The 15,493-nt window shown below is 65.7% G+C and carries 19 protein-coding genes; 4 read left to right on the forward strand and 15 right to left on the reverse strand.

The features are described 5' to 3' along the window. The first annotated feature begins 40 nt into the window (after positions 1–40). Entirely contained in the window at positions 41–982 is a 942-nt protein-coding gene (gshB, locus tag IG122_RS14945; RefSeq protein WP_193184915.1) for a glutathione synthase, read from the forward strand. A 3-nt stretch (positions 983–985) separates the two neighbouring features. Here gshB and IG122_RS14950 read toward each other — a convergent pair whose 3' ends face one another. From IG122_RS14950 to IG122_RS14960, 3 genes are all read right to left on the reverse strand, one after another. Beyond that, a complete protein-coding gene (locus tag IG122_RS14950) occupies positions 986–1,759 on the reverse strand; it encodes a DNA/RNA non-specific endonuclease (protein ID WP_193184918.1) in 774 nt (257 codons plus the stop codon). 126 nt (positions 1,760–1,885) lie between these two features. Further along, positions 1,886–3,412 carry a YifB family Mg chelatase-like AAA ATPase gene (locus IG122_RS14955; protein WP_193184921.1) on the reverse strand — a complete coding sequence of 509 codons (1,527 nt, stop codon included), beginning with the start codon at positions 3,410–3,412 and terminating at the stop codon, positions 1,886–1,888. Between the two features lie 52 nt (positions 3,413–3,464). After that, the gene (locus IG122_RS14960) at positions 3,465–4,721 is read right to left on the reverse strand and encodes a pentapeptide repeat-containing protein (protein WP_193184924.1); all 1,257 of its coding nucleotides are present in this window, start codon (positions 4,719–4,721) and stop codon (positions 3,465–3,467) included. A gap of 316 nt (positions 4,722–5,037) precedes the next feature. On the opposite strand from IG122_RS14960, the gene IG122_RS14965 reads away from it, so the two are divergent. Beyond that, on the forward strand, positions 5,038–5,436 hold the full coding sequence (locus IG122_RS14965) for a DUF427 domain-containing protein (protein WP_193184927.1): 399 nt from the start codon (positions 5,038–5,040) through the stop codon (positions 5,434–5,436). A gap of 11 nt (positions 5,437–5,447) precedes the next feature. On the opposite strand, the gene IG122_RS14970 is transcribed toward IG122_RS14965, so the two are convergent. The 7 genes from IG122_RS14970 to hisB are packed head-to-tail and all read right to left on the reverse strand — an operon-like array spanning position 5,448 to position 9,516. Continuing rightward, positions 5,448–5,813: a histidine triad nucleotide-binding protein gene (locus IG122_RS14970; protein WP_193184929.1), complete on the reverse strand. Its 366-nt coding sequence runs from the start codon at positions 5,811–5,813 to the stop codon at positions 5,448–5,450. A gap of 35 nt (positions 5,814–5,848) precedes the next feature. Beyond that, a complete protein-coding gene (locus IG122_RS14975; RefSeq protein WP_193184932.1) occupies positions 5,849–6,169 on the reverse strand; it encodes a phosphoribosyl-ATP diphosphatase in 321 nt (106 codons plus the stop codon). Continuing rightward, complete coding sequence (gene hisF, locus IG122_RS14980; RefSeq protein WP_193184936.1) at positions 6,166–6,927, reverse strand: imidazole glycerol phosphate synthase subunit HisF; 762 nt, start codon at positions 6,925–6,927, stop codon at positions 6,166–6,168. The genes IG122_RS14975 and hisF overlap by 4 nt, the downstream gene beginning before the upstream one ends. Further along, positions 6,921–7,670 carry a 1-(5-phosphoribosyl)-5-[(5-phosphoribosylamino)methylideneamino]imidazole-4-carboxamide isomerase gene (gene hisA, locus IG122_RS14985; RefSeq protein ID WP_193184939.1) on the reverse strand — a complete coding sequence of 250 codons (750 nt, stop codon included), beginning with the start codon at positions 7,668–7,670 and terminating at the stop codon, positions 6,921–6,923. Before hisA ends, hisF begins: the two co-directional genes overlap by 7 nt. Then, a complete protein-coding gene (locus IG122_RS14990; RefSeq protein WP_193184943.1) occupies positions 7,667–8,221 on the reverse strand; it encodes a GNAT family N-acetyltransferase in 555 nt (184 codons plus the stop codon). The genes hisA and IG122_RS14990 overlap by 4 nt, the downstream gene beginning before the upstream one ends. 12 nt (positions 8,222–8,233) lie before the next feature. Beyond that, the gene (gene hisH, locus IG122_RS14995; protein ID WP_193184946.1) at positions 8,234–8,911 is read right to left on the reverse strand and encodes an imidazole glycerol phosphate synthase subunit HisH; all 678 of its coding nucleotides are present in this window, start codon (positions 8,909–8,911) and stop codon (positions 8,234–8,236) included. Then, a complete protein-coding gene (gene hisB, locus IG122_RS15000) occupies positions 8,908–9,516 on the reverse strand; it encodes an imidazoleglycerol-phosphate dehydratase HisB (RefSeq protein ID WP_193184949.1) in 609 nt (202 codons plus the stop codon). The genes hisH and hisB overlap by 4 nt, the downstream gene beginning before the upstream one ends. A 157-nt stretch (positions 9,517–9,673) precedes the next feature. Between hisB and hslV the strand changes: the two genes are divergently transcribed. Beyond that, a complete protein-coding gene (gene hslV, locus IG122_RS15005) occupies positions 9,674–10,240 on the forward strand; it encodes an ATP-dependent protease subunit HslV (protein WP_193184951.1) in 567 nt (188 codons plus the stop codon). Between the two features lie 57 nt (positions 10,241–10,297). Then, positions 10,298–11,605 carry an ATP-dependent protease ATPase subunit HslU gene (gene hslU / locus IG122_RS15010; RefSeq protein ID WP_193184954.1) on the forward strand — a complete coding sequence of 436 codons (1,308 nt, stop codon included), beginning with the start codon at positions 10,298–10,300 and terminating at the stop codon, positions 11,603–11,605. Here hslU and IG122_RS15015 read toward each other — a convergent pair whose 3' ends face one another. The 5 genes from IG122_RS15015 to IG122_RS15035 are packed head-to-tail and all read right to left on the reverse strand — an operon-like array spanning position 11,606 to position 15,490. Then, positions 11,606–11,977, reverse strand: a complete 372-nt coding sequence (locus tag IG122_RS15015) for a helix-turn-helix domain-containing protein (RefSeq protein WP_193184957.1) — start codon at positions 11,975–11,977, stop codon at positions 11,606–11,608. It lies immediately after the preceding gene. Continuing rightward, on the reverse strand, positions 11,974–12,573 hold the full coding sequence (locus IG122_RS15020; protein ID WP_193184959.1) for a Smr/MutS family protein: 600 nt from the start codon (positions 12,571–12,573) through the stop codon (positions 11,974–11,976). The genes IG122_RS15015 and IG122_RS15020 overlap by 4 nt, the downstream gene beginning before the upstream one ends. A gap of 21 nt (positions 12,574–12,594) precedes the next feature. Further along, positions 12,595–13,281 (reverse strand): LutC/YkgG family protein, encoded by a 687-nt coding sequence (locus IG122_RS15025; protein ID WP_193184962.1) that lies wholly within the window; start codon positions 13,279–13,281, stop codon positions 12,595–12,597. Then, positions 13,278–14,714 (reverse strand): LutB/LldF family L-lactate oxidation iron-sulfur protein, encoded by a 1,437-nt coding sequence (locus tag IG122_RS15030; RefSeq protein WP_193184965.1) that lies wholly within the window; start codon positions 14,712–14,714, stop codon positions 13,278–13,280. Before IG122_RS15030 ends, IG122_RS15025 begins: the two co-directional genes overlap by 4 nt. After that, positions 14,714–15,490, reverse strand: a complete 777-nt coding sequence (locus IG122_RS15035) for a (Fe-S)-binding protein (RefSeq protein ID WP_319024899.1) — start codon at positions 15,488–15,490, stop codon at positions 14,714–14,716. The genes IG122_RS15030 and IG122_RS15035 overlap by 1 nt, the downstream gene beginning before the upstream one ends. Positions 15,491–15,493 lie beyond the last annotated feature (3 nt).

The raw sequence follows: 15,493 nt of genomic DNA on the forward strand, positions 1-15,493 counted from the left end.
CAATAGCGGCCCGCATCGGGCCCACCGCATGGAGGAAGCAATGGGGCTCGGCGTCGCCATCCAGATGGACCCGATCGAGGCTATCGACATCAACGGGGACAGCAGCTTCGTCATGGCTCTCGAGGCCAAGCGCCGGGGCCACAAGCTCTATCATTACCAGCCGAAGGATCTGAGCTTCCGCGACCGCAAGGTGCTGGCCCGGGTCCGCGCACTCGACGTGCGCCGCGAGAAAGGCAACCACTTCACGCTCGGCGAGCCGGAAATGATCGACCTGTCGGAAATGGACGTGGTGCTGATGCGCCAGGATCCGCCCTTTGACATGTCCTACATCACCGCGACCCACATCCTGGAACATATCCACCCGAAGACGCTGGTGGTGAACGATCCGGTGCATGTGCGGAACGCGCCGGAGAAGCTGTTCGTCACGCATTTCGAAGACGTGATGCCGCCGACCCTGATCACCAACGACCGGCAGCAGATCATGGAGTTCCGCGCCGAGCACGAGGACATCATCGTCAAGCCGCTGTTCGGCAATGGCGGGGCCGGCGTCTTCCACCTGAAGCCGGGCGACGAGAACCTGAACTCCCTGCTTGAGCTCTTCACCGAGATGTATCGCGAGCCGGTGATCGTGCAGCGCTATCTGCCGGAGGTCCGCCAGGGCGACAAGCGGGTGATCCTGATCGACGGCAAGGCGGTCGGCGCAATCAACCGGGTTCCGGCGGCGGGCGAGGCACGCTCGAACATGCATGTCGGCGGCCGTGCCGAGAAGGCGGAGCTGACCAAACGCGATCACGAGATCTGCGAGATCATCGGCCCGACCCTGGCGGAAAAGGGACTGATCTTCGTCGGCATCGACGTGATCGGGCGCTATCTCACCGAGATCAACGTGACCTCCCCGACCGGCCTGCAGGAACTCGGCCGCTTCGACGGCCGCTCGATCGAGGCCGAGCTCTGGGACGCCATCGAGTCCAAGCTCGGTTGAGGCTCAGTCGGGTAGCGCACTGACTTTCACGGCATCGCGGCAGCCGAGCCGGGACCTCAGATCCCCGCCGGCGGCCGCGGCGACGCCGGGTGCGAAGGTGAGGGTGCTGCGCCGAGCGATCTCCGTGACCACGATATTGAAGCCGCCGTCGCAATAGCTCGCCTGGCGCGGCGTTTCCTGGTCGAGCACGAAACCCGCGACCAACACCGTGCCTGCGCGCGTCAGCACGACAATCTTCCAATATCCGCTCGGCACCCTGTGGGGCTCGTCCGCCCGCGGGAGCGGCGGCATCTCGCGCTCGTAGAGCGGGCCGGTCAGCACATGGACCCTGCCCGCCTCCGATTTCGCGAGCAACCGGACAGCCTCCTCGAGATTCTTCCACGGGCCCTGATTGAGCGCGCTCTTCTGCGGCGTGATGTTGGAGAGATAGTTCGTCGTCTCCCAGTCCGGCGCGCCGGTGAAGCTGGCGAGCGGCGCCTGGTGGCCGCGGTCGGTCTTCAGCGCCTTGTGGGCGCCCCTATAGTCGTCCGGCTCCAGCGTCTGGTCGGCGGGAATATCGGGATCGGCGCGCCAGACCCGCTTCTGGGATTTGCCGATAGCGGCCGGGACGACCTCATAGGCAACCCAGTCGGCGAACTTGGTCTCTGCATTGTTCGAGAGCGTGTGGCTCGCCCGGCGGACGATAAGGCTGACGCCCGTCGTCACGGGACAGGCTTCGAGGCAGTTCGGGTCCAGCCCCTCTGCGACCGGCCTTTCGAGCGGCAGCAGAAGAAGCAAGAGGAGCGCCGGTAGAACCGGCAACAGAAACCGTCTCGGCAGGCAAGACATGGACAATCGCACCGATGGTTATCGATGCGATTGAATAACATATTATTCTCACTCTTGAGTAGAAATTTATTCAGCTTACGCAGCCTGTTTCAGAACGATCCCCCTGTAGGCCAGTGCTTCCGCCACGTGATGACGCCGGACGGTCTCCGATCCCTCCAGGTCGGCGATGGTGCGGGCGACGCGGAGAATGCGGTGATAGCCGCGGGCGGAAAGCGAGAGGCGGTACGCCGCTTCCTCCATCAAGGCCTGCCCCGGCTGCTCCGGCCGTGCCGCCTGCTCCAGCAGCTTGCCCTCCAGTGCGGCATTGGTCCGGTGAAGCGTCTCCAGTCCGGCCACGTCGAAGCGTTGCCGCTGCATCAGCCGTGCGGCAGCGACCCGGCCGGCGACCGCCGAGGAGGGTTCCGTCTCGAGGGGTGCTGCCAACGCCCGCGCGGAAACAGGTTCGATCTCGATCCGGAGGTCGAACCGGTCGAGCAGAGGGCCGGACAATCGCGCCTGATAGTCGAGCCCGCATTTCGGCGCCCGCCCGCACGCCTGGGCCGGATCGGCGAGATAACCGCAGCGGCAGGGATTCATCGCCGCGACAAGCTGAAAACGTGCCGGATAGGTTACCCGGTTGTTGGCCCGGCTGACCACCGCCTGCCCGGTCTCGATGGACTGACGCAGCGAGTCCAGAACCGTACGGGGGAACTCCGCCAGTTCGTCGAGGAAGAGCACGCCGCAATGGGCGAGCGAAACCTCCCCCGGCCGCGCATGCAGCCCGCCGCCGACCAGCGCTGGCGTGGAACTCGAATGGTGCGGATCCCGATAGGGCCGCGCGCGGGAGATCCGGCCGCCCTTCAGGTCACCGGCGACGCTGCGGATCATCGCCACCTCCAGCGCCTCGCGCGGTTCCAGCGGCGGCAGCAGGCCGGGCAGGCGAGCGGCGAGCATGGATTTCCCCGCGCCCGGGGGGCCGGTCATCAGGAGATTGTGGCCGCCTGCCGCGGCGATCTCGAGCGCGCGCTTGGCGCTTTCCTGACCCTTCACGTCTGCGAGGTCCGGCAGGTCTCCCGCCTCTTCCGGTCCGGCCGGATCGGGCGGGGTCAGAACCTGGCTGCCCTTGAAATGGTTGATCAGCGCCAGCAGCGTGCGCGGCGCCAGGACCTCGATATTCCCGGCCCAGGCCGCCTCGGGACCGCATTTCTCAGGGCAGATGATCCCGGCCCCCCGCGCGGACGCGCCGAGCGCCGCCGGCAGGATGCCGGAGACCTCGGTCAGCTGACCGTCCAGCGCCAGCTCGCCGAGCACGAGATAGTTCGCGATCTCGTCCGCCGGCAGCACGCCCATCTGCACCAGGATGCCGACGGCGATCGGCAAGTCATAGTGGCTGCCTTCCTTGGTGACGTCGGCGGGGGCGAGATTGACCGTGATCCGCTGCGGCGGCAGGGCGAGGCCGAGCGCGCTCAGCGCCGCGCGCACCCGGTCCTTGCTCTCGTCCACCGCCTTGGCCGGCAGGCCGACGATGGAAAAGGAGGGGATCCCGTTCCCCATATGCACCTGAACGTCGATATCGAGGGTATCGACCCCCCGGAACGCCACCGTCCGTACCCGCGCAACCATGATCTTTCCCCCGGGATTGCCTCCCGGAGGTTATGGAACGGTGTGAGGGATTTTATTGCTCGAGCAGCGCCGGGTCGCCGCCGCGGACGTCATGGAACGAGCAGGAGCGGATCGCCACTTCCGTGAAGCAGGCATGGGTCACGTTGGCATGGTCGAAGCAGGTTTCCTCGACCAGGGCACCGGCGAAATCGGTGCGCTGCAGGTCGGCCCCGACCAGCTTGGCACCGCGCAGATCCGTCGGCCATTCGCGCAGGACCTCGAGCGTTCCGGGCTTCAGGATCGCGATCCGGGAAAGCCGGGCGGAAACCAGCGTCGCGCCGCTCAGATCCGCGTCCTTCAGGTTGGCGCCGCGCAGATCGGCGCGGGTCAGGTCCGTCTGGGTCAGCACGGAGCCTTCGAGGTTCGAGAGCCTGAGCGAGGCGCCTTTCAGCTTGGTTCCGTTGAGGTTCGCCCGGGACATTTCGCAGGCGCTGAGTTCGGTACCGCTGAGATCGAGGCCGGAGAGATCAAGACCCCGGAAGTCGCCGCGGGTGCCCTTTACGCCACCGGAGGAGACCCAGTGGAAATGCTGCACCAGCCGGTCGCGGATATCCTCCGGCAGGTTTTCCATCCCGCTGGCGATCCGGCAGTCCGTCAGGTCCGCATCGGTCAGGTCGACACCGTCGAAGTTGCAGGAGCGCAGATCCGCGCCCGAGAGGTCGCTGTCGCGCAGCTGCGCCTGGCTGAGATTGGCGCCCTGCAGGTTCGCGCCCTGCAGCACCGCCTCGCGGAACACTGTCCGGCTGAGATCGGCATGGTGCAGGTTCGCGCCGACCAGTTTCGCCGAGGTGAAATTGGCACTGACCGCGATCGCACCGGACAGGTTCGCGTTGCTGAGGTCGGTCCGGATCAGCTTCGCCTCGGAGATATCGCTGTTCTGCAGATCGGCCACCTGCTCGATCGCATGATGCACGTCGCGCAGCTTCATCGGCCGGAGATCGGCATTGGTCATGTCGGCTGCCATCAGCTTCGCACCAGCGAGCGAGGCGCCGCGCAGATTGGCACCGACCAGCCGGCTGCCGGAAAGATCGGAATTGCTGAGCCGCGCCGTGATCATCTGGGCATCGGAGAGGTTCGCGCCGGCAAAGACGCTGTTCTGCAGGTTGGCACCGGCAAGCAGGGCCTGACGCAGATCGGCGCCGGGCAGCCGGATCGCGCGCAGGTCGCGCTGCCTCAGATCCGCGATTTCACCGCCCGGATAACGGCGCAGGAAAGCCTCGTGTTTCGAGACAATCTTGCTGAGTTCTTGCTGCAGTTCCTCGACCAGCATAGTCCCACCCCGGACCACTTGTGGCTGCTACATTTTTTCCGACACAAGATGTAGATAAAACTACAAAGGTTTTCTCTATATATTGGTCGAAGATTTACTCCTTTACTCTATCGAAATTAGAAATCCCCATCAATCAATAAAATCAACGCACTATGACGGCGCATCAATGCGGTCTTTGAATACTTCATTCCTGCGAGAACCCGGATCTTCAGTCCGGACAAATAAAAAGCGGAAACGCCTGCATGTGATTTTGTTTGCAAGACAGCGGACCGGAACAACATTGAGACGGCACATGCACCGGAAGGGAGAGCACGCAATGTCCGCAACGGAAACCCGCCCGCCGCCCGCCCCCGTCGACGGCGCGATCCGAAATCCGGCCAATCCGGATCACTTCATGGTCCTCCAGCCGGTGAAACGGCGGGTACGGGTCTATTTCAGGGACACGCTGGTTGCCGACAGCCGCGACGCGCTGCGGGTCATCGAAATCGGCAAGAAAGCGTACGAGCCGCGCCTCTACGTCCCGCCCTCCGCACTCAAGGTGCCGCTGGAGAAGCTGGAAAAAGCCACGCATTGCCCGCTGAAGGGAGAGGCCGACTATTTCGCGCTCGACGGGCGGGAGATCGGCTGGGCCTACCGGGCCTACGGTTTCGCGGCGGCGCTCGACGGCCTTCATTCCTTCTGGGGCGACGACATGCGGATCGTGGAGGGGGACTGATCCCGCTCCGCTCAGTCGGCCTTCGGCAGCATCCGCCCGAGACGGCGCCCGCCGAGTACATGGATGTGCAGGTGCGGCACTTCCTGGATCGCGTTGTCGCCGTTATTGACGATCAGCCGGTAGCCCGGGCCCTTGGCGTCGACGATCTCCGCCACCTTGCCGATGGCCCGGACCCAGGCGACGATTTCCGCGTCGCTCGCCTCGGTGCTGAATTCGTCCATCGACTTGTAGGGGCCCTTCGGGATCACCAGGACATGCACCGGCGCCTGCGGCTGGATGTCCTCGAAGGCGAGGACGTGGTCGTCCTCGTAGACGGTCTTGTTCGGAATCTCGCCGCGCAGGATCTTCGCGAAGATATTCTGGTCATCGTAAGACATCGGACTTCCCTCTCCCAATCGTCCGGCGCCGCGCCTCAGGTGGTGCGGCGCGCCTTTTCCTCGATCCCGGACATCCCCTCGCGCCGGGCCAGTTCCTGCCAGACATCGTCGGGCGTCACTCCCTTGGCGCTCCAGAGCACCAGCAGATGATACAGCAGGTCGGCGCTCTCGGCGGTCAGGGCGGCGGGTTCGCCCGCCACCCCTTCGATCACGGTCTCGACCGCTTCCTCGCCGACCTTCTCGGCGATCTTCTTCGCGCCCCTGGAGAACAGCTTCGCCGTGTAGGAGCTTTCCGGATCCGCGCCCTTACGGCTGTCGATGACGGCATAGAGCCGGTCGAGAACATGGTCGCTCATTGCATCCTCACCGGGATACCGGCATCCGCCATCGCCTGCTTGGCTTCGGAAATCCGGAAGGTGCCGAAATGGAACACCGAGGCCGCCAGGACGGCGGAGGCATGACCTTCGAGCACGCCCTCGGCGAAATGTTCCAGTGTGCCGACGCCGCCGCTCGCCACAACCGGAATGCTCACGGCATCCGAGATCGCGCGGGTTAGCGGCAGGTTGAAACCCTGCTTGGTGCCGTCCCGGTCCATCGAGGTAAGCAGGATCTCGCCGGCGCCGTAGTCTGTCATCCGGCGCGACCATTCGACCGCATCGATGCCGGTCGGCTCGCGGCCGCCATGGGTGAAGATCTCGTACTTGTCCGGCCCGACGCTTTTGGCATCCACCGCCACGACGATGCACTGGCTGCCGAACTTCTCCGCCGCACGGCGGACGAAATCGGGATCCTTTACCGCCGCAGTGTTGATCGACACCTTGTCGGCCCCGGCCAGCAAGAGCTTGCGGATATCCTCGAGCGTCCGCACGCCGCCGCCGACGGTGAGCGGCATGAAGCACTGCTCGGCGGTCCGGGCGACCACGTCGAACAATGTGTCCCGTTCCTCATGGCTTGCGGTGATGTCGAGAAAGCAGAGCTCGTCCGCGCCCTCGCGGTCATAGATCTTGGCCTGCTCGACCGGATCGCCCGCATCGATCAGATCGACGAAATTGACTCCCTTGACGACCCGGCCGTCCTTCACGTCGAGACAGGGAATAACGCGTGCGGTCAGCATCGGGCGCTCTCCTTCGCCGGGTCCGCCAGAAGCCTGACGGCCTCGGCAAGATCGATCCGTCCATCATAGAGCGCGCGGCCGGAGATCGCACCGGCGATGCCCGGCGCCCCGGCCGCCTTCAGCGCGGCCAGATCCTCCAGCGAGGCGACGCCGCCGCTCGCGATGACCGGGGTCGAGATGGCGTTCGCCAGATCGGCGGTCGCCTGCACGTTCACGCCGCCGAGGGCGCCGTCGCGGTCGATGTCGGTGAAAATGATGGCGGCGACGCCGCAGCCCTCGAATTTCCGCGCGAGATCCACCGCCGAAAGGGAAGAGGTTTCGGCCCAGCCTTCCACCGCGACCATCCCGTCCCGCGCATCGATGCCGACGGCGATCCGGCCCGGATGGCGGGCGCAGGCCTGTTTCACCAGCTCGGGATCGCGCAACGCGACGGTGCCGAGGATGACCCGGGCAATGCCTTTTTCAAGCCAGGCGTCGATCGCCTTCATATCGCGGATGCCGCCGCCGAGCTGCACCGGCACATCGACCGCCTCGAGGATCCGGCCGACCGCGTCGCCGTTGCGGGTCTCGCCGGCGAAGGCGCCGTCGAGATCGACCACATGGATCCAGGCGCAACCTGCGTCTTGAAACAGTTTTGCCTGGGCGCCCGGGTCGTCGTTGAAGACCGTCGCCGAGTCCATCTCGCCCTTCAGAAGGCGGACACACTGGCCCTCCTTCAGATCGATCGCGGGAAACAGGATCATGCCGCGTCCAGTTCCTTGTAATAGAAGTGACCGGCGACGTAGCCGTCGCGGACATAGGCATAGTGCGGCAGCGTTCCGAAACGGACATAGCCGAGCCGCTCGTAGAGACGGATCGCCGCGTGCTGGGTCTCGCGGACGTCGAGGGTCAGGACCTTGAAGCCTTCTCGCCGCGCATAGTTCTCGGCGATCTCGATCAGGTTCCGCGACAGGCCATGACCGCGACCCCAGGGCGCGACGAAGTTGGTCGTCAGCTTGCAGGTATGGCTCTGCGCCTCGTTGTTCTTCGGCGGCCGCTGGATCTGGCAGGACCCGGCGATCACCCCGTCGAGCCGGCCGACGAAGAGATGACGTTCCGGAATGATCAGCACCCCGCGCCAGAAGGCCTCGAGCGTCTCCCGCGGCGGTGGCGAAATCCAGCCGAAACCGCCGCCGTCGATGATCGCCGCCTCGGCCGCGTCCGACAGATCCTGCAGATCTCCGGGGCCGAACTCGGTCAGCATCTCGACCGTCGCCACCGGCGGCAGGCGGGTCTCGCTATCTGTTTTGTTCATGGCCGGGCTCCCTCAGGGACGCCAGTCGAGGAAATTGCGGATGAAGGCAAGTCCGTTCGCCTGGCTCTTTTCAGGGTGGAACTGGGTTCCGAAATAGTTCTTGCGTCCGACCACGGCTGCGATCTCGCCGCCATAGTCGCTCACCGCCACCAGATCCGCGCGATCGGCGACGTCGAAGAGATAGGAGTGCACATAGTAAACGAAGGCGCCCTCTTCGATGCCTTTCAGCAGCGGATGCTCCGGCTGCAGCAGATTGAGCCGGTTCCAGCCCATATGCGGCACCTTCAGCGGCAGGCCGTCCGGCGCCGGTGCCGGCGTCATCAGCTTCACCTCGCCGCCGATCCAGCCCAGCCCGTCCGAGACGACATGCTCGAGACCGCGTTCGGCCATCAGCTGCATGCCGACGCAGATCCCGAGGAACGGGGTGCCCTGCCCGATCACCGCGTCCGTCAGCGCCTCGACCATCCCCGGCAAACCGTAGAGACCGCCCCGGCAATCGGCGAAGGCACCGACACCCGGCAGCACGATCCGGCCCGCGCGGCGCACCACCGCCGGGTCCGAGGTCACGACCACGTCCGTTCCCGGTCCGCGCTCCGAAGCCACCCGCTCGAAGGCCTTCGCCACCGAACGGAGGTTGCCGGACCCGTAATCGACGACCGCGACGGAAGTGGACCCGCCCGCGGCGGTCACAGCGACCCCCCGAGCGTTCCCTTGGTCGAGGGCACCGCATCCGCGCGCTTCGGGTCGATCTCGACCGCCTGGCGCAGCGCCCTTCCGACGCCCTTGAAGATCGACTCCACGATATGGTGCGTGTTGTCGCCGTAAAGGTTTTCGATATGCAGGGTCAGCCCGGCCGCCTGGGAGAAGGCCTGGAAGAACTCGCGGAAGAGCTCGGTATCCATCTCGCCCAGCTTCTGCGCCGGAAGCGTCGCCCGCCAGACCAGGAACGGCCGGTTCGAGCAATCGAGCGCGACGCGGCTGAGGGCCTCGTCCATCGGCAGATAGGAGGAGCCGTAGCGATTGATCCCCTTGCGGTCGCCCAGCGCCTTGGTCAGCGCCCCGCCGATCGCCCAGCCGCAATCCTCCGTCGTGTGGTGCGCGTCGATATGCAGGTCGCCCTCGGCCCGGATCGTCATGTCGATCAGCGAATGTCGCGACAGCTGTTCCAGCATGTGGTCGAGGAACCCCACCCCGGTCTCGATGTCATATCGGCCGGTTCCGTCGAGCCTGAGTTCGGCGGAAATGGTGGTCTCGTTGGTCACGCGCTTCACGCTTGCGCTGCGGCTGTCGGACATGGATTTCTGCTCCGAGGAAATACACGGCGGCTATGTAGCAGGAACCGCGGGAGAATGCCAATCTCCGGGCGTGGTCGCCGCGTCTTGCGCGGACCGCCGCCTTGACGTTATCCCCCGCATGCCCCAATTGGACGGGCACGCAATCAATGGAGCTCTCATGGACAGACAGGGCACGGACCCGATCCAGTGGCACGGCACGACCATCCTCTCGGTGCGGAAGAACGGCCGCGTGGTGGTCGCCGGTGACGGTCAGGTCAGCTTCGGCAACACCGTGATGAAGGCGCAGGCGCGCAAGGTCCGCCGGATCGGCGGCGGCGAGGTCATCGCCGGTTTCGCCGGCGCCACCGCGGACGCCTTCACCCTTTTCGAGCGGCTTGAGGAGAAGCTGGAGAAGCACCCGGGCCAGCTCACCCGCGCCGCGGTCGAGCTCGCCAAGGACTGGCGCACCGACCGCTATCTGCGCCGCCTCGAAGCCATGATGGCGGTGGCGGACAGCACGGCCTCCCTGGTTCTCACCGGCAACGGTGACGTCCTCGAGCCTGAGGACGGACTGATCGGCATCGGCTCCGGCGGATCCTTCGCGCTCGCCGCGGCCCGCGCGCTGATCGACCGCGACGACATGGATGCCGAGGCGATCGCCCGCAAGGCGATGAAGATCGCCGCGGACATCTGCATCTACACCAACGAGAACGTAACCCTCGAAGCGCTTGACTCCGATAACTGATTGAAATCGCCCGAAGTAGTGGCACTCCCAAACCTGGCCCAAGAGTTGGTAACACACATGACCGCCTTCAGCCCGCGTGAGATCGTCTCCGAACTCGACCGCTTCATCATCGGCCAGAAGGACGCCAAGCGCGCCGTCGCCATCGCGCTGCGCAACCGCTGGCGCCGGCAGCAGCTCGCGGGCGACATCCGCGAGGAAGTGCAGCCGAAGAACATTCTGATGATCGGCCCGACCGGCGTCGGCAAGACCGAGATCGCCCGCCGCCTCGCCAAGCTGGCCGAGGCGCCCTTCATCAAGGTCGAAGCGACGAAATTCACCGAGGTCGGCTATGTCGGCCGCGACGTCGAGCAGATCATCCGCGACCTGGTCGAGGTGGCGATCGGCCAGGTACGCGAGAAGATGCGCAAATCGGTCCATGCCCAGGCCGAGCTCGCGGCCGAGGAGCGCGTGGTCAATGCGCTCGTCGGCGAGACCGCCAGCGCCGACACCAAGCAGAAGTTCCGCAAGATGCTGCGCGAGGGCCAGCTCGACGACAAGGAGATCGAGATCGAGACTGCCGACCAGGGCGGCGGCATGCCGACCTTCGAGATCCCGGGCATGCCAGGCGCGCAGATGGGCATGCTCAATCTGAACGACATGTTCGGCAAGGCCTTCGGCGGCCGCACCAAGAAGCGCCGCATGAGCGTTTCGGAATCCTACCGGGTGCTGGTCGACGAAGAGGCGGACAACCTGCTCGACGAAGAGAAGGTGGTGCGTGAGGCCATCGAGTCCGTGGAGCAGAACGGCATCGTCTTCCTGGATGAGATCGACAAGATCTGCGCCCGCGCCGAGCGCAGCGGCGCCGATGTCAGCCGCGAGGGCGTGCAGCGCGACCTGCTGCCGCTGATCGAGGGCACCACCGTCGCCACCAAGCACGGCTCGGTGAAGACCGATTTCGTCCTCTTCATCGCCAGCGGCGCCTTCCATATCGCCAAGCCGTCAGACCTGCTGCCGGAACTGCAGGGCCGCCTGCCGAACCGGGTCGAGCTGAAAGCGCTGACCCGCGACGATTTCCGCCGCATCCTGACAGAGCCGGAAAACAGCCTGATCCGGCAATACACGGCGCTGATGGCGACGGAAGAGGTCACCATCGACATCACCGACGAGGCGATCGACGCGCTGGCGGACCTGACGGTCGATATCAACCGGAATATCGAGAATATCGGCGCCCGCCGGCTGCACACGGTGATGGAGAAACTGCTCGACGAGATCAGCTTCACCGCCTCCGACCGTGGCGGCGAAACGGTCAAGATCGACGCGGCCTACGTGCAGAAACATGTCGGCGACCTGGCGCAAGACACCGACCTCAGCAAGTTCATCCTCTGATCAGTGCCGCGGCCCCTTGCCGGGCGGTGCGAGTTCTGCGAGCAGGGTGTCGATCCTCGGATCGTCGAGGTCGCGGATTCGATCGGCAAGGGTGTTGGCAAGCTCGGTCGCCTTCGGGCTGAGCCCGGCCGTGTCGATGACGACGCGCGGGTTGGAGCGCTTCGCGAGCTTCTTCAGATCTTCCGCATCGTCCCAGATCAGGCCGAAATACTGGCAGATCTGGTGGATCAGCCCCACCGTCGGCCGGCCCTTCTTGCCGTGTTCCAGCGCGGAGAGATAGGCCGAGGAGACCTGCAGGGCCGTGGCCATCTGCTTCAGGGTGACGCCGCGCTCCGCCCGGAGCGCACGGATCCTCGCGCCGAACGGGGTCATTTGCGGTCCTTCCGCCGCCGCAGCATGACATAGAGCGCGCCGCCGCCGCCGTGCTGCGGCTGGGCGGGCGAATAGGCGAGCACCTTTTCCCGGTTCGTCCCGTCGGTCAGCCAGCGCGGCGTCATGCGTTTGAGCACGCCGGCCTCGCGGTCGCCGTCGGCGGACCGGGTGCCCTTGCCGGTGATCACCAGCACGCAGCGGTCGCCCCGCTTGTAGGCACCGTTGACGAAGGCGTTGAGCGCCCGGTGCGCCTCGTCCTGACGCATGCCGTGCAGGTCGATGCGACCGTCGATCTGCTGCTTGCCGCGCTTGATCTTGAGCGCGGTCCGCCGGTCGATGCCCGGCGCTCTCCCCGGATCGTGCTCGGCCAGCGCGCTCGGCACCTTGATGCGGTCGAGCCCGAGATCGCCAGCCGGACGGGAATGGTGCCGCGGCGCCGTGGCCGGCGGCTGTTTCTCTGCCTGTTTCTGCAGGATTTCAGGTACTTTCGGAGCCGCAGCCTCAAGCGCCCTGCGGCGCTCCGGGGTGAGCGGTTCGGTATCGGCGACGACCTTGCGCCAGAGATTGAGTTCGTCCGCTGTCGGTCGCCGCGCCATGCCCCTGCCCCGCCGGCCGGTTCAGTCCTTGACCAGCAGGATATGCAGCCGGCGCGGCCCGTGCGCACCGAGCTGGATGATCTGCTCCACGTCGCCGGTGCGGGAGGGGCCGGTGATCAGGTTGACCGTCCGCGGCATCCCGGCGCCGTCCTTCAGGCCGAATTTCTGCCGCAGCATGTCCCAGGCGTCCTCGTAGGCGCCGACAATCTGGCTTTCCTTCAGCAGAACGACATGGGTGTCCGGCACGAAATGCAGCGTGGTCGGGGTCTCCGGGGCGGAGTGCAGCATCATCGTGCCGGTTTCCGCGATCCCGGCCAGTGCCGGGGTCAGGCTGACGGCGTCCTCGGTGACGGCCCGTCCGCCCTCGAAACTCAGAGACGGTGCCTTCTCCCAGGGAATGTCGAGACCGTCGAGCGCGCCGGCGCGGCGGATATGGGCCGGCAGGTTTTCCCGCCGGAGATAGTCCGCCAGCATTTCCGGCACGTCTGCCAGCGAGTCCAACCGGTCGACGGAACATTGGACAGCCTCCGCCATTTCGACGAAGAGGCCGACCTTGTGCGCCTGGTCGCCCTCGGAGCGTTTCGGCACCAGGATGCGCTCGTGGCTGGAGAGGCGCCGGTCCAGCGCCGCCGCGGCCTCGCCTTCCAACTTGCCCCGGCCGAGGGACTTGCGGATCCCGCCGAGGATCTGTTCGCGCGCGCCGCTCATCGCCTGCCTCCCGCCTTGCCGTGTCCGCTCATCCTGTAGAGTTGCTGGAAGGTACGTCCCTCGGGTGCCGGCATGTCGCGGACCGAGGTCCAGCCGGAGGCCAGCGGGAGGGTAGCGATTCTTCCCTTCCGTCCGCCGAGAAAGCCGAGTAGCGCAGCCCCCAGCTTGGCCGACTGACGATAGAGCCAGGGCCGCTTCACAAAGTACGACCAGAGCCGCAAACCCGTGCGAACCTGAGGGGTAGTCTTGCCTTCGCGATACTCTTTGGCCCGGTAGTGGCGCATCATCTTCGGCAGCGGGATCCGCATCGGGCATACCTGCTCGCAGCGGCCGCAGAAGGTCGAGGCATTGGGCAGGTGACCCGCCTCGTCGATGCCGATCAGGCTCGGCGTCAGCACCGCGCCCATCGGGCCCGGATAGACCCAGCCATAGGCGTGCCCGCCGACCGCGGCATAGACCGGGCAATGGTTCATGCAGGCCGAGCAACGGATGCAGCGGAGCATCTCCTGGTACTCGGTGCCGAGCATGGCGGAGCGCCCGTTGTCGAGCAACACCACGTGGAACTCCTCCGGCCCGTCCAGATCCTCGCCCCGGCGCGGGCCGGAAGAGAAGGTGGTATAGACGGAAAACTCCTGTCCGGTGGCCGAGCGGGCCAGAAGACGCAGGATGCTGCTCGCATCCTCCAGCGTCGGCACGATCTTCTCCAGGCTCGCCACCACGACATGCGCCTTGGCGAGAGTCTGGGTCAGATCCCCGTTTCCCTCGTTGGTGACGATGACGGTAGAGCCGGTCTCGGCGATCAGGAAGTTGGCGCCGGTGATACCGACATCGGCGGCGAAGTATTTCGGCCGCAGCTGGGTGCGCGCCTCGTCGGTGATGTCTCCGACTTCCTCGAGCGGGCGGTTCGGCGGCAGATCCGTGTGCTTCTCGCGGAACGCCTCGACGACCTGCTCCTTGTTGACGTGGATCGCCGGCGCGATGATGTGGCTCGGCGGCTCGCCGCGAAGCTGGATGATATATTCGCCGAGATCGGTCTCGATCGGCTCGACCCCGTGCTCCTCCAGATACTCGTTGAGGCCGATTTCCTCGGCCACCATGCTCTTGCCCTTGGTGACGGTCTTCGCGTCCACCGAGCGGCAGATCTCCATGATGGTCTGGCGCGCCTCCTCGGCGTTACGGCACCAGTGAACCTTGCCGCCATGCCTGGTGACGTTTTCCTCGAAGCGCTCGAGGTAATAGTCGAGATGTTCCAGGACATGGTTCTTGATGTCACGACCTCGGTCACGCAGGTCCTCGAATTCGGGAAGTTTGGCGACCACGTCGGCACGCTTCTGCTGGAAGCCCGGGCGCATCTTGGAGAGCGCCTTCTGCAGCTGGGCATCGGCCAGCGCGTCATGAGCGTTCTGCTTGAAGGTGCGGGAGGTCGATTGCATCAGCTCTCTCCCTCGCCGATCGCCGGCCCGTCGGTCATCCCCGCCAGCACCTCGGCGACGTGGCGCACCTTGGTCGGCGCGCCCAGCCGCTTCAGCTTGCCGCCCATGTTGAGCAGGCAGCCGAGATCGCCCGCCAGCAGGTGATCCGCTCCGGTGGCGACGATCTCCTCCGCCTTCTGGGTCACCATCTTGTCGGAGATCTCGGGATACTTGACGCAGAAGGTGCCGCCGAAACCGCAGCAGATCTCCGCCCCCGGCAGCTCGGTGATCTTCAGTCCGTCGACCTTGTTCAGCAGTTTGCGCGGCTGCGCCTTCACCTCGAGCTCGCGGAGCCCGGAGCAGCTATCATGATAAGTGACTTTGCCGTCGAAGGCGGCGCCGGTTTCCTCGAGCCCCATGACATCGACCAGGAATGACGTCAGCTCGTAGGTCCGCTTGGCGAGATGCTGCGCCCGGAGCGCCATCGCCGGGTCGTCCTCGAAGAGCTCGGGATAATGCTCGCGGATCATGCCGGCGCAGGAGCCGGAGGGCGCGACCACATAATCGAATTCCTCGAAGGCGGCGATCACGTTGGCGGCGATGTCGCGGCTGTCGCTGAAATCGCCCGAATTGAATGTCGGCTGGCCGCAGCAGGTCTGAGACTCCGGCACGGAAACGTCGCACCCCGCCTTTTCCAGCAGGGAAATCGCCGCGAATCCGACGGTCGGGCGGAACAGATCGACAAGACAGGTCACGAAAAGACCGACGCGCGGACGCGCTTTCACGGACGCTGACACAGC

Source organism: Nisaea sediminum (assembly GCF_014904705.1).
Lineage (GTDB): Bacteria > Pseudomonadota > Alphaproteobacteria > Thalassobaculales > Thalassobaculaceae > Nisaea > Nisaea sediminum.

Coding starts and splice junctions, on each gene's coding strand:
- IG122_RS14990 (WP_193184943.1), bottom strand. CDS start 8,221: ATGAACAAAACAGATAGCGAGACCCGCCTGCCGCCGGTGGCGACGGTC.
- hisF (WP_193184936.1), bottom strand. CDS start 6,927: ATGCTGACCGCACGCGTTATTCCCTGTCTCGACGTGAAGGACGGCCGG.
- IG122_RS14970 (WP_193184929.1), bottom strand. CDS start 5,813: ATGTCTTACGATGACCAGAATATCTTCGCGAAGATCCTGCGCGGCGAG.
- IG122_RS15015 (WP_193184957.1), bottom strand. CDS start 11,977: ATGACCCCGTTCGGCGCGAGGATCCGTGCGCTCCGGGCGGAGCGCGGC.
- hisA (WP_193184939.1), bottom strand. CDS start 7,670: ATGATCCTGTTTCCCGCGATCGATCTGAAGGAGGGCCAGTGTGTCCGC.
- IG122_RS14960 (WP_193184924.1), bottom strand. CDS start 4,721: ATGCTGGTCGAGGAACTGCAGCAAGAACTCAGCAAGATTGTCTCGAAA.
- IG122_RS15025 (WP_193184962.1), bottom strand. CDS start 13,281: ATGAGCGGCGCGCGCGAACAGATCCTCGGCGGGATCCGCAAGTCCCTC.
- hslV (WP_193184951.1), top strand. CDS start 9,674: ATGGACAGACAGGGCACGGACCCGATCCAGTGGCACGGCACGACCATC.
- IG122_RS14965 (WP_193184927.1), top strand. CDS start 5,038: ATGTCCGCAACGGAAACCCGCCCGCCGCCCGCCCCCGTCGACGGCGCG.
- IG122_RS14975 (WP_193184932.1), bottom strand. CDS start 6,169: ATGAGCGACCATGTTCTCGACCGGCTCTATGCCGTCATCGACAGCCGT.
- hslU (WP_193184954.1), top strand. CDS start 10,298: ATGACCGCCTTCAGCCCGCGTGAGATCGTCTCCGAACTCGACCGCTTC.
- hisB (WP_193184949.1), bottom strand. CDS start 9,516: ATGTCCGACAGCCGCAGCGCAAGCGTGAAGCGCGTGACCAACGAGACC.
- IG122_RS15030 (WP_193184965.1), bottom strand. CDS start 14,714: ATGCAATCGACCTCCCGCACCTTCAAGCAGAACGCTCATGACGCGCTG.
- gshB (WP_193184915.1), top strand. CDS start 41: ATGGGGCTCGGCGTCGCCATCCAGATGGACCCGATCGAGGCTATCGAC.
- IG122_RS14955 (WP_193184921.1), bottom strand. CDS start 3,412: ATGGTTGCGCGGGTACGGACGGTGGCGTTCCGGGGGGTCGATACCCTC.
- IG122_RS15020 (WP_193184959.1), bottom strand. CDS start 12,573: ATGGCGCGGCGACCGACAGCGGACGAACTCAATCTCTGGCGCAAGGTC.